Source organism: Sphingobium sp. SG1 (assembly GCF_057063145.1).
Genome location: NZ_JBVVOJ010000004.1, coordinates 265,294 through 279,185, shown reverse-complemented (window position 1 = coordinate 279,185; position 13,892 = coordinate 265,294). Strand labels below are relative to the sequence as shown.

The 13,892-nt window shown below is 64.4% G+C and carries 6 protein-coding genes; all 6 read left to right on the top strand.

Annotated features, from left to right (window positions below):
• The first annotated feature begins 20 nt into the window (after positions 1-20).
• The 6 genes from AC0KVN_RS11930 (at position 21) to rpoC (ending at position 13,860) form a co-directional block, all read left to right on the top strand.
• Positions 21-1,325, top strand: a complete 1,305-nt coding sequence (locus AC0KVN_RS11930) for an MFS transporter (protein WP_303762033.1) — start codon at positions 21-23, stop codon at positions 1,323-1,325.
• The gene (cysK, locus tag AC0KVN_RS11925) at positions 1,322-2,239 is read left to right on the top strand and encodes a cysteine synthase A (RefSeq protein WP_483656121.1); all 918 of its coding nucleotides are present in this window, start codon (positions 1,322-1,324) and stop codon (positions 2,237-2,239) included. The genes AC0KVN_RS11930 and cysK overlap by 4 nt, the downstream gene beginning before the upstream one ends.
• Positions 2,240-2,258: 19 nt before the next feature.
• Positions 2,259-3,644, top strand: coding sequence for a cell wall hydrolase (locus AC0KVN_RS11920; protein WP_435567059.1), 1,386 nt, complete (start codon positions 2,259-2,261; stop codon positions 3,642-3,644).
• Between the two features lie 72 nt (positions 3,645-3,716).
• Entirely contained in the window at positions 3,717-5,060 is a 1,344-nt protein-coding gene (locus AC0KVN_RS11915; RefSeq protein WP_435567058.1) for an aminotransferase class V-fold PLP-dependent enzyme, read from the top strand.
• 306 nt (positions 5,061-5,366) lie between these two features.
• Positions 5,367-9,524: a DNA-directed RNA polymerase subunit beta gene (rpoB, locus tag AC0KVN_RS11910; RefSeq protein WP_037508426.1), complete on the top strand. Its 4,158-nt coding sequence runs from the start codon at positions 5,367-5,369 to the stop codon at positions 9,522-9,524.
• 79 nt (positions 9,525-9,603) lie between these two features.
• Positions 9,604-13,860, top strand: coding sequence for a DNA-directed RNA polymerase subunit beta' (gene rpoC, locus AC0KVN_RS11905; protein ID WP_435567056.1), 4,257 nt, complete (start codon positions 9,604-9,606; stop codon positions 13,858-13,860).
• The last annotated feature ends 32 nt before the right edge of the window (positions 13,861-13,892 follow it).

Below are 13,892 nucleotides of genomic sequence, written 5' to 3'. Positions count from 1 at the left end.
GATAAGGCTAGAGCGCGGCCATGTCTTCCTCGGCTGCTGCACCCCACCCGCTCCATTTCGGCAATTTCCGCGCCTATCTGGTCGGCCGTTTCTGCGCCACGCTGGCGCAGTACAGCATGATGATCCTGCTTGCCTGGCAGGCCTATAATGTCGCGCGGGAGACGATGAGCACGGGCGAGGCATCGGCGCAGCTTGGCCTCATCGGCCTGGCGCAGTTCCTGCCGCTCTTCTTCCTGACGCCGGTGACCGGCTGGGTGGCCGATCATTTCGACCGGCGGATCATCACCCGGCTGACGCTGGCGCTGCTGATGCTCGCCGCCGCCGTGCTGGCCTTCGCCACCTATGAGGGCTGGGTCAGCCTGCCGCTGATATTTGGCATCGCAGTCATCGTCGGCATCGCCCGTGCCTTCAACGGCCCGGCCTATGGGGCATTGGCACCCAATCTGGTGCCGCCCGCCGTGCTGCCGACCGCCATCGCCCTGTCGTCGGTCGCCTGGCAGACCGGCGACATCCTCGGCAAGGCGGTGGGCGGCTATGCCTATGCGATCGAGCCCTGGGCCGCCTATGCACTGTCAGCGGCCTTGTTCGGCGTCGGCCTCATATCGATGATGATGATCGGGCCGGTGCCCCAGCCGCCGCGCCAGCAGGGCCGCCACCCCATCCGCCAGATGATCGACGGCTTCACCTATCTCAAGAGCAACCGGCTGGTGCTGGCGACGATCACGCTGGACCTGTTCGCGGTATTGCTGGCCGGTGCGACCGCGCTGCTGCCCGTCTATGCCCGCGACATCCTGCATGTCGGGTCGACCGGCTATGGCCATCTGGCGATCGCGCCGGGGATCGGCGCGGCGCTGACCGCGCTCTGGTTCTCCTTCCGCCCGATGAAGACGCAGGTCGGCCTCAAGATGCTGACGGCGGTCATCCTGTTCGGCCTGGCCACGATCGCCTTCGGCTGCACCGCCTTCCTGCCGCGCGACATCGCGGTGGAGGCCGGCATCGCCGCGCTGATCGTGCTGGGCGGCGCCGACATGGTGTCGGTATTCGTGCGCCAGTCGCTGGTGCAGTTGCACACGCCCGATGCGATGCGCGGCCGGGTCTCCAGCCTGTCGCAACTGACCATTTCCGCCTCCAACGAACTGGGCGAAGCGGAATCGGGCTTCCTTGCGGCGCTCGTTGGGCCTATCGCTGCGGTCATCGGGGGTGGCGTCGGCGCCATTCTCGTCACGATATTCTGGGCGCGGCTCTTTCCCGAACTGCGCCTTGCACGCACTTTCGACCCACCCGACTTAAGGGAGGCGGACATCAGCCAGGAGACGGCCCAATGAAAGCTGCCACTATTCTCGATACCATCGGCAATACCCCCCATGTCCGGGTCAACCGGCTGTTCGGGGACGCTGAAGTGTGGATCAAGTCGGAACGGTCGAACCCCGGCGGGTCGATCAAGGACCGCATCGCGCTGGCCATGATCGAGGCGGCCGAAGCATCGGGCGACCTGAAGCCGGGCGGCACGATCATCGAGCCGACGTCGGGCAATACCGGCGTGGGTCTGGCCATGGTGGCCGCGGTCAAGGGTTACAAGCTGATCCTGGTCATGCCCGAAAGCATGTCGATCGAACGCCGCCGGCTGATGCTGGCCTATGGTGCCAGTTTCGACCTGACCCCGCGCGAAAAGGGCATGAAGGGCGCGATCGAACGGGCGCTGGAACTGGTGTCGCAGACGCCCGATAGCTGGATGCCGCAGCAGTTCGAGAATCCCGCCAATATCGACGTGCATGTCCGCACCACCGCGCAGGAAATCATCGCCGATTTCGCCGACGCGCCGATCGACGTGCTGATCAGCGGCGTGGGCACGGGCGGCCATATCACCGGCACCGCCGAGGTGCTGAAAAAGCAGTGGCCGAACCTTAAGGTCTATGCGGTCGAGCCGACCCTGTCGCCGGTCATCAGCGGCGGCCAGCCCGGCCCGCACCCGATCCAGGGCATTGGCGCCGGTTTCATCCCGGCGAACCTGCACACCCAGATATTGGACGGCGTGATCCAGGTCGATCCGGCCGATGCGAAGAACTATGCCCGTCGCGCGGCCAGCCAGGAAGGCATGCTGGTCGGCATCTCGTCGGGCGCCACGCTCGCCGCGATCGCGCAGAAGCTGAAGGAACTGCCCGCTGGCAGCCGCGTTCTGGGTTTCAATTATGACACCGGCGAACGCTATCTCTCGGTGCCAGACTTCCTGCCCGAATAAACGGCGCAAAGCCTAGGGCATGACCGGCGGCACTTTCCCCGACCGGCCACATCGCGCGATGTGGCTGATATGGCTGTTGCTGTTCGTCGGTCTGCCCATGGCGGTGGCCGGCTGGGAAAGCCGGCCGCGCGCTGGCGATGAGATGGCGCAGGGCCGCCGGTTGGCGGCTGTTGCAGCCGCCCGTCAGCGCCGGCCCACAACGCCACCGCCCGCGGTCGAACCCGTCAAAGTTTTTGCACTCGGCCCCGAGCAGGCCCGCGACCTCAACGCCCAGATCCCCTTTTCGCGCGATCCCAATCCGTCGGCCCGGCCGTTCCTGTTCCGCGGATCGGAAACCGACCTTGCCCGCGCCACGGACTGCCTGGCGGCGGCCCAGCTTTACGAAGCGGGCGACGATGCGGTCGGCGAGCAGGCGGTGGCACAGGTCGTGCTCAACCGCGTGCGCCACCCGGCCTTCCCCAAGACTGTCTGCGGCGTGGTGTTCCAGGGGCAGGAACGGACCACCGGTTGCCAGTTCACCTTCACCTGCGACGGCGCACTGGCCCGCACGCCATCCATCGGCGCCTGGGCACGGGCGCGGGAGATTGCGCGCGGCGCGCTGGCCGGCAAGGTGTTCAAGGCTGTCGGTTATGCCACCCATTATCATACCGACTGGGTCGTGCCCTATTGGAGCGGCAGCCTGGACAAGATCACCGCGGTCGGCACGCATCTGTTCTTTCGCTGGCGCGGCTGGTGGGGCACGCCGCCCGCCTTCCGCCTGGGCGAAGCCGGTGGCGAGCCGCTGATCGCCCGCATCGCCCGCCTGTCCGCCGCGCATCAGGGCCTGCCGGGCAGCGGCCTGCCGAGCATGCCGCCGGTGCTGGCGACCGAAGCCGCCGCCGCGCTGGCCGCCAGGCCGGAACGCGCCATCGGATCGGACTCGCTGGGCAAGACGATCGGCGGCGTTCGGCTGATCGCGATCGCACCGGGCGGGCGCAGCTTCCTGGTCGAACTCAATCGCAACAGCCCGCCGGAAAGCTGGCCCGCGCTGGCCGAGACCTTCTGTGCCGGACGGCCCGAATGCCGGATCATGGGCTGGCGCGGCGGCGCCGTCCCGACCGGCCTGCCGCTCAACGACGCCCAGCTTGAGGCGATGAGCTTCGCCTATATCCATTATGTCGGCAACGGATTGCAGCGGGCGCTGTGGAACTGCAGCCAGTTCCCCCGCCCGACCAAGGCCGAATGCATGCGGCAGCGCGTGCCGACCGCGACGCCAGCGCCGCCGCCCGCGGCCGCCGTCGCGCCCTCGCTGGATGGCGTGCGGCGCAAGGAGCGGTTCGAGACGGTCAAGATTGCGCCGGCGCAGCCCACCACGCCACCGATCGTGACACCGAAGGTGACACCCGTAACGCCATCCGGCTCCTGATGCGGACGGCGCTGGCGGATTTCGTGCGCGATTACGTTATGGTATAAAATCACGACATTCTTCGGGGGCAAGATGGTTACGCGGCGGGGCTTTATCGGACGGGCAGGCGGCGCGCTGGGTGTCACTTTCGGTGTCAGCCTGGGGCTGGACGGCGCGGTTGCGGCGACGGCCGCGCCATCGGATGGCTGGCCCGACGAGGCACCCTTCCGCTTCGCCGGCGACATGGCGGATTTCGTGGCGGCACAGCGCGCACTGCTGCCCCTCTATGACGTGGAGCGCGATTTCGCGACTTTCGACGCGGCCTATTATGGCGCGATGACCCGGCCGGTCGCGGCCAGCTATCGCGCCTATTCGCAATGGGTGAACCGCAACAATTCGCTGTTCCTGCGCAATGCCGCACCCGGCCATCCGCGCGACACCGAACTGGACCGGTCGCGCGCGGCTGTGGCAAAGCTGCTCGGCGCGCAGACCGAGGAGATCGCTCTGTCGGGCGGCGGCACCGAAGCGCTCTATGCGCTGATCGCCAATTACGCGCTGCTCAAGGCCGGCGACGCGGTGATCTATGCCGATGTCGACTATGACGAGATGCAATTTGCCTGCGACTATCTGAAGCAGAGCCGCGGCGCCCGCATCGTCCGCTTCAGCCTGCCCGAGCCGCATACGGAAGCGAATATCCTGGCCGCCTATGACAGGATATTGGAGGAAACGCCGCGCGCGAAGCTGCTGCTGCTCACCCATTTGTCCAACCGCAACGGGCTGGTGCCGCCGGTCAAGGCGATCGTCGCCATGGCCAAGGCGCGGGGCGTCGACGTGATCCTGGACAGCGCCCAGGCGGTCGGCCATCTGCCCTTCACGGTGGAGGAGACCGGCGCCGACTTCATCGGCTTTTCGCTGCACAAATGGCTTGCCGCGCCGCTGGGCACCGGCGGCATCTACATCCGCAAGGAACGGTTGCAGGACATCGCCCCCTGGCTCGGCAATCGCATCCATGGGCCGGAGGATATTCGCGCACGCAGCCCGACCGGCACGGTCGACTTCGCGGCGCGCCTGACCATCCCGCGCGCGATCGCGGTGCAGGATGCGATCGGATTGGAGGCGAAGTATCGCCATCTCGTCCGGCTGCGCGACTATTGGGTCGAACGGGTCCGCGACATCGCCGGACTGGAAATATTGGTGCCGCAGGAGGCCGGCCGCTTCGGCGCCGTCACCGGTTTCCGCCTGCCCGGCATGAAGGGCCCGGATGGCGCCAAACAGGCGGCCAAGCTGTTCCTCGACAAATATCGCCTGCTGGTGGTGGCCAAGGCCGGGCTCGCATCCGGCCCGGTGCTGCGCGTGACACCTGCGCTGTTCAACAGCAGCGCCGAGTTGGACCGGCTGGTCGCCGCGATCAGGGCGGAGCGACATCTCTTCACCTGACCCCCTTCACAAAGCCGCCCCCTTTTCCTATATGGGCGGTTCGAAATCGGTCCGTTCCTGTCCTCCCCGGATGGGATGGTCCGTCCCCCTCATCGCTCGGGGTCCGGTTCGCATGGCGCACGAAACCGGCGGAATTGGGCGAGTTTGGCGGGCAACAAGACGCTGACAGTGCGGATCGGACAGTCCCGGCCCGCACTTTTTTGCGTGGAATATGGGGTGCGAATCACCCCGGATTCCAGAGCATCCGGACTGAATTTCCGCTGCAATGCGGAAAAACACGACGAACAGACGACAGGCAGGAACCGCATGGCGACCAAGGCTCTCCCAACGATCAACACCGGCGCTAAGAAGCGCATCCGCAAGGTGTTCGGCGACATCCACGAAGTGGTGCAGATGCCGAACCTGATCGAAGTTCAAAGGGAGAGCTACGAACAGTTCCTCCGTTCCAACCCCGCGATCGGCTATGTCTCGGGCCTGGAAAAGACCCTGCGCAGCGTCTTCCCGATCCGCGACTTCGCCGGCACCGCCGAAATGGACTTCGTCCATTATGAGTTGGAAGACCCGAAGTTCGACGTCGAGGAATGCCGCCAGCGTGGCATCACCTATGCGGCGCCGATGCGCGTCACCCTGCGCCTGATCGTGTTCGAGGTGGATGCCGACACCGAAACCCGTTCGGTCCTCGATATCAAGGAGCAGGACGTGTACATGGGCGACATGCCGCTCATGACGCAGAACGGCACCTTCATCGTCAACGGCACCGAGCGCGTCATCGTGTCGCAGATGCACCGCTCGCCGGGCGTCTTGTTCGACCATGACCGTGGCAAGACCCATTCGTCGGGCAAATATCTGTTCGCTGCCCGCGTCATTCCCTACCGTGGCTCGTGGCTCGACTTCGAATTCGACGCCAAGGACATCGTCAACGTGCGTATCGACCGCAAGCGCAAGCTGCCGGTCACCGCGCTGCTGTACGCGCTCGGCCTCACCGCCGAGGAAATCCTGGGCCAGTTCTACAACAAGGTGACCTTCGTCCGTGGCGAAGGCGGCTGGCAGATCCCCTACACCGCCGAAGCCTGGCGCGGCCTGAAGCCCGCGTTCGACATCGTCGACGCCAAGTCGGGCGAAGTCGTGTTCGCCGCCGGCCACAAGATCAGCCCGCGCGCTGCCAACAAGGCGGAAAAGGATGGCCTGGCCACCCTGCTGATCCCGACCGAGGAAGTCTATGGCCGCTACAGCGCCTATGACCTGATCAACGAGAAGACCGGCGAGATCTACATCGAGGCTGGCGACGAAGTGTCGCCTGAAAACCTCGAAAAGCTGGACAAGGCGGGCATCGACCGCCTGGAACTGCTGGACATCGACCATGTCACCACCGGTCCCTGGATCCGCAATACGCTGAAGGCCGACAAGGCCGAAGAGCGCGACCAGGCCCTGAGCGACATTTATCGCGTCATGCGCCCCGGCGAACCGCCGACGAAGGAAACCGCCGAAGCGCTGTTCGCCGGCCTGTTCTTCGATCCGGAACGCTATGACCTCTCCGCGGTCGGCCGCGTGAAGATGAACATGCGCCTCGACCTGGATGCCGAGGACACCGTCACCACCCTGCGCGTCGAGGACATCCTGGCGGTCGTCAAGGAACTGGTGAACCTGAAGGACGGCAAGGGCGAGATCGACGATATCGACAATCTCGGCAACCGTCGCGTCCGCTCGGTCGGCGAACTGCTGGAAAACCAGTATCGCGTCGGCCTGCTGCGCATGGAACGTGCGGTCAAGGAACGCATGAGCTCGGTCGACGTGTCGACCGTGATGCCGAACGACCTGATCAACGCGAAGCCCGCCGTGGCCGCGGTGCGTGAATTCTTCGGCAGCTCGCAGCTGTCGCAGTTCATGGACCAGACCAACCCGCTGTCGGAAGTCACCCACAAGCGCCGCGTGTCGGCCCTTGGGCCGGGCGGTCTGACCCGTGAGCGCGCCGGCTTCGAAGTCCGCGACGTTCACCCGACCCATTATGGCCGTATCTGCCCGATTGAAACGCCCGAAGGCCCGAACATCGGTCTGATCAACTCGCTGGCCACCTTCAGCCGCGTCAACAAGTACGGCTTCATCGAAACGCCGTACCGCAAGGTAATCGACGGCAAGGTGACCAACGACGTCGTCTATCTGTCGGCAATGGAAGAGGCCAAGCACACGATCGCGCAGGCCAACGCCGAAACCAATGCCGACGGCACGCTGGCGGAAGACCTGATCTCCGCCCGTGAAGCCGGCGAATTCCTGATGGCGCCGCGCGACAACATCACCCTGATGGACGTCAGCCCCAAGCAGCTGGTGTCGGTCGCGGCCTCGCTCATTCCGTTCCTGGAAAATGACGACGCCAACCGCGCGCTCATGGGATCGAACATGCAGCGTCAGGCGGTGCCGCTGGTCCGTGCCGAGGCGCCGTTCGTCGGCACCGGCATGGAAGGCACCGTGGCCCGTGACTCGGGCGCGGCGATCGCTGCCAAGCGCGCCGGCATCATCGACCAGGTCGACGCGACCCGTATCGTGATCCGCGCCACCGGCGATGTCGAACCCGGCCAGTCGGGCGTCGACATCTACACGCTGCAGAAGTTCCAGCGCTCCAACCAGGACACCTGCATCAACCAGCGTCCGCTGGTGAAGGTGGGCGAACTGGTGCAGGCCGGCGACGTCATCGCCGACGGCCCGTCGACCGAGTTCGGCGAGTTGGCGCTGGGCCGCAACGTGCTTGTCGCGTTCATGCCCTGGAACGGCTACAACTACGAAGACTCCATCCTGATCTCCGAGCGGATCGTGAAGGATGACGTCTTCACCTCGATCCATATCGAGGAGTTCGAGGTCATGGCCCGCGACACCAAGCTGGGTCCGGAAGACATCACCCGCGACATTCCGAATGTCGGTGAAGAAGCGCTGCGCAACCTCGACGAGGCTGGCATCGTGTACATCGGCGCCGAAGTGGAGCCGGGCGACATCCTGGTCGGCAAGATCACCCCCAAGGGTGAATCGCCGATGACCCCGGAAGAAAAGCTGCTCCGCGCGATCTTCGGTGAAAAGGCGAGCGACGTGCGCGACACCTCGCTGCGTCTGCCGCCGGGCGTTGCCGGCACCGTCGTTGAAGTCCGCGTCTTCAACCGTCACGGCATCGACAAGGACGAACGCGCCATGGCGATCGAGCGGGAGGAAATCGACCGTCTCGCCAAGGACCGTGAAGACGAACGCGGCATCCTCAACCGTGCGACCTTCAACCGTCTGCAGGAAATGCTGATCGGCCAGACCGCCACTGCCGCCCCCAAGGGCGTCAAGAAGGGCGTTGTGATCGACGAGGCTCTGCTGGGCGAAGTCGAGCGTCACGAATGGTGGAAGTTCGCGGTCGAGGACGATGTCCGTCAGACCGGCATCGAAGCCGTCAAGGCGCAGTATGACGAAGCGGTGAAGCTGATCGTCGAGAAGTTCGAGGATCGCGTCGACAAGCTGCAGCGCGGCGACGAACTGCCGCCGGGCGTGCTGAAGATGGTCAAGGTGTTCGTCGCGGTGAAGCGCAAGCTGCAGCCGGGCGACAAGATGGCCGGCCGTCACGGTAACAAGGGTATCATCAGCCGCATCCTGCCGGCCGAAGACATGCCGTTCCTGGAAGACGGCACCCCCGTCGACTTCGTGCTGAACCCGCTGGGCGTGCCGTCGCGCATGAACGTCGGTCAGATCTTCGAAACCCATCTGGGCTGGGCCGCACGCGGCCTGGGCGCCCAGATCGGCCAGGCTCTGGACGCATGGCGTGACGCCAATCCGAACCCCGAGGCGGGCCAGCCCCCCGAGGCGGTGAAGGAACTGCTCAAGACGATCTATGGCGACAATTATGTCGCCGAAATCGAGGCGCGCAGCCCCGAGCAGATCGTCGAGCTGGCGCAGAATGTCCGTGCAGGCGTGCCGATGGCGACGCCGGTGTTCGACGGTGCCGTCGAATCCGACGTGTCGGCGATGCTGAAGCTGGCGGGCCTGGACGAATCCGGCCAGGTTTCGCTGTTCGACGGCCGTACCGGCGACGTGTTCGACCGCAAGGTGACCGTTGGCTACAAGTATGTCCTGAAGCTGCATCACCTTGTCGATGACAAGATCCACGCACGTTCCATCGGCCCCTACTCGCTCGTCACCCAGCAGCCGCTGGGCGGTAAGGCGCAGTTCGGTGGCCAGCGCTTCGGTGAAATGGAAGTGTGGGCGCTCCAGGCCTATGGCGCCGCCTACACGCTGCAGGAAATGCTGACGGTGAAGTCGGACGACGTGGTCGGCCGCACCAAGGTCTATGAGGCGATCGTCAAGGGCGACGACACGTTCGAGGCCGGCATTCCCGAAAGCTTCAACGTGCTGGTCAAGGAAATGCGTTCGCTGGGCCTCAACGTCGAACTCGCCGCGATGGACGAGATTGACGACGACGGCATGGCGGCTGCGGCGGAATAAGGGATGCGCGGGCGCTGCTCCGGCAGCGCCCCCTCCCCTGCTTCGCCCGAAAATTACACCCTCTAGAGGGACTTGAGATATGAACGAACTGACGAACTTCGCCAATCCGATCCAGAAGCCGGAAACCTTCGACCAGATCCAGATTGGCCTCGCCTCCCCGGAGCGCATCCGCAGCTGGTCCTTCGGCGAAATCAAGAAGCCGGAAACCATCAACTATCGCACGTTCAAGCCCGAGCGTGACGGCCTGTTCTGCGCCCGCATCTTTGGTCCGATCAAGGACTATGAGTGCCTGTGCGGCAAGTACAAGCGCATGAAGTACAAGGGCATCGTCTGCGAAAAGTGCGGCGTGGAAGTGACCGTGTCGAAGGTCCGCCGCGAGCGCATGGGCCATATCGAACTGGCCGCGCCGGTTGCCCACATCTGGTTCCTGAAGTCGCTGCCCTCGCGCATCGGCCTGCTGCTCGACATGCAGCTCAAGCAGCTTGAGCGAGTCCTCTATTTCGAAAGCTATATCGTCACCGAGCCGGGCCTGACCCCGCTGGAGAAGTATCAGCTGCTGACCGAGGACGAACTGCTCGACGCGCAGGACGAATATGGCGAGGACGCCTTCTCGGCCGGCATCGGCGCCGAAGCCGTCAAGCAGATGCTGATGGATCTCGACCTGGAAGGCGAGAAGCAGGCGCTGCTGGACGAACTGGCCGTCACCAAGTCGGAACTGAAGCCCAAGAAGATCATCAAGCGCCTCAAGGTCGTCGAGAGCTTCCTGGAATCGGGCAACCGTCCCGAATGGATGATCCTGGACGTCGTGCCGGTCATCCCGCCGGAACTGCGCCCGCTGGTGCCGCTGGACGGTGGCCGCTTCGCGACCTCGGATCTCAACGATCTGTATCGCCGCGTCATCAACCGTAACAACCGCCTGAAGCGCCTGATGGAGCTGCGTGCGCCGGACATCATCGTCCGCAACGAAAAGCGCATGCTGCAGGAAGCCGTCGACGCCCTGTTCGATAACGGCCGTCGCGGTCGTGTCATCACGGGTGCCAACAAGCGTCCGCTCAAGTCGCTGTCCGACATGCTCAAGGGCAAGCAGGGCCGCTTCCGTCAGAACCTGCTCGGCAAGCGCGTCGACTATTCGGGTCGTTCGGTCATCGTGACCGGTCCTGAGCTGAAGCTGCATCAGTGCGGCCTGCCCAAGAAGATGGCGCTCGAACTGTTCAAGCCCTTCATCTACGCCCGCCTCGACGCCAAGGGTCTGTCCATGACCCTGAAGCAGGCCAAGAAGTGGGTCGAGAAGGAGCGCAAGGAAGTCTGGGACATCCTCGACGAAGTCATTCGCGAGCACCCGGTCATGCTGAACCGCGCGCCGACGCTCCACCGTCTGGGCATCCAGGCGTTCGAACCCGTGCTGATCGAAGGCAAGGCGATCCAGCTGCACCCGCTCGTCTGCTCGGCCTTCAACGCCGACTTCGACGGTGACCAGATGGCCGTCCACGTTCCGCTCTCGCTGGAAGCCCAGCTGGAAGCGCGCGTGCTGATGATGTCGACCAACAACATCCTGTCGCCCGCCAACGGCAAGCCGATCATCGTTCCCTCGCAGGACATGGTCCTGGGTATCTATTACCTGTCGATGGAACGCGAAGGCGAGCCGGGCGAAGGCATGCTGCTGTCCGACATGCAGGAGGTCCATCAGGCCCTCTATGCCAAGGCGGTCACCCTGCACTCGAAGATCATCAGCCGCGTGCCGCAGACCAACGAAAATGGTCAGCAGTATATGAAGCGCTTCGAGACCACGCCGGGTCGCATGCTGCTGGGCGAATGCCTGCCCAAGTCGCACAAGGTGCCCTTCGACGTCGTCAACCGCCTTCTGACCAAGAAGGAAATCGGTGACGTCATCGACCAGGTCTATCGCCACACCGGCCAGAAGGACACGGTGCTGTTCGCCGACGCCATCATGTCGCTGGGCTTCCGCCACGCGTTCCAGGCCGGCATCAGCTTCGGCAAGGACGACATGGTCATCCCCGACAGCAAGGTGACGATGGTCGACGAGACCAAGGCACTGGTGGCGGACTATGAGCAGCAGTATCAGGACGGTCTGATCACGCAGCAGGAAAAGTACAACAAGGTGATCGACGCCTGGAGCCGTTGCGGCGACCAGGTCGCGAACGCCATGATGGACGAGATCCGTGCCCAGCCCAAGGATCCCAAGACCGGCCGTCTGGCGCCGATCAACTCGATCTACATGATGGCACACTCGGGTGCCCGTGGTTCGCAGGCCCAGATGAAGCAGCTGGCCGGCATGCGCGGCCTGATGGCCAAGCCGTCGGGCGAGATCATCGAAACGCCGATCATCTCGAACTTCAAGGAAGGTCTGACCGTCCTTGAATACTTCAACTCGACCCACGGTGCCCGTAAGGGTCTGGCCGACACCGCGCTCAAGACGGCGAACTCGGGTTACCTGACCCGCCGTCTGGTCGACGTGTCGCAGGACTGCACCATCGTCGAAGACGATTGCGGCACCGAAAAGGCGCTGGAGATGAAGGCCATCGTACAGGGTGGTTCGGTCATCGCCTCGCTGGGCGAACGCATTCTGGGCCGTACCACGGCGCAGGATATCGTCGACAGCAAGGATGGCACCGTCATCATCCCGATCGGCACCCTGCTGGACGAAGCCATGATCACCCAGATCGAGGCGATCGGCACGCAGGCCGTGAAGATCCGCAGCCCGCTGATCTGCGAAAGCCGGATGGGCGTTTGCGGCAAGTGCTACGGCCGTGACCTCGCCCGTGGTACGCCGGTGAACATCGGTGAAGCCGTCGGCGTCATCGCGGCGCAGTCCATCGGTGAACCGGGCACGCAGCTGACCATGCGTACCTTCCACATCGGCGGCGCGGCGAACTTCAACGAAACGTCGAACCTGGAAGCCCTGTCGGACGGCACGATCGAGCTGCGCGACATGCCGACCATCACCGACAAGAATGGTCGTCGCCTGTCGCTCGCCCGTAACGGCGAAGTCGCGATCATCGACAGCGAAGGTCGCGAACGCGAAACGCACCGCCTGCCTTATGGCGCCACCATCCTGTTCGCAGATGGCGATGCCGTGAAGAAGGGCGACCGCTTCGCCGAGTGGGATCCCTTCACCATGCCGGTGATCACGGAAAAGCCGGGTATCGTTAAGTATGTCGACCTGATCGACAACAAGACGCTGACCGAGCAGACCGACGAAGCCACCGGCATCGCCCAGCGCGTCGTCATCGAGCATCGTGGTGCCGCCCGGACGAAGGAAGATCTGCGTCCGCGCCTGACCCTGATGGACGACAATAGCGGTGAAGCCGCCCGCTACATGCTGGCGGTCGGTGCGACCCTGTCGGTCGACGATGGTGCGGAAGTTCAGGCCGGTGACGTGCTGGCGCGTGTCAGCCGTGAAGCAGCCAAGACCCGCGACATCACCGGTGGTCTGCCGCGCGTTGCCGAGCTGTTCGAAGCCCGCAAGCCCAAGGACAATGCAATCATTGCCAAGGTCTCGGGCCGCGTGCAGTTCCTCAAGGATTACAAGGCGAAGCGTAAGATCGCCATCAATCCCGAGGATGGCGGCGAGCCGGTCGAATATCTGATCCCCAAGAGCAAGGTGATCGACGTTCAGGAAGGCGACTACGTGAAGCGTGGCGACAACCTGATCGGTGGTTCGCCCGATCCGCACGACATTCTGGAAGTGCTCGGCATCGAGCCGCTGGCCGAATATCTGGTCGCCGAAATCCAGGAAGTCTATCGCTTGCAGGGCGTGAAGATCAACGACAAGCACATCGAAACGATCGTTCGTCAGATGCTGCAGAAGGTCGAGATCATCGAGTCCGGCGACACCACCCTGCTGGTGGGCGAGCAGGTCGACCGCGAGGAAATGGACGAGATCAACAGCAAGCTGCAGCCGGGCTTTGCCCCTGCTGCCGGCAAGCCGGTGCTGCTCGGCATCACCAAGGCCTCGCTGCAGACCCGTTCGTTCATCTCGGCAGCGTCCTTCCAGGAAACCACCCGCGTCCTCACGGAAGCGGCGGTCCAGGGCAAGAAGGACACGCTGGTTGGCCTGAAGGAGAATGTCATCGTCGGCCGCCTCATCCCGGCGGGCACCGGTGCCGGCATGAACCGCCTGCGCGTTGCCGCCTCGTCGCGTGATGCGGCGATGCGGGCCGCACTGCGCGCTTCGGCTCAGGTCGACCTGATCGCGCCGAAGAGCGCGGCCGAGGAACATGCGGCCGAACTGGCCCAGGGTCCGGAAGCCGCGATCGGCGACGATCCGCTGGGTGCCGTGCAGGGTGATGATTTCACCACGCAGGACATGGACTGACTTTGAAAAGGCGGGCGCCGCTTCCTACATCG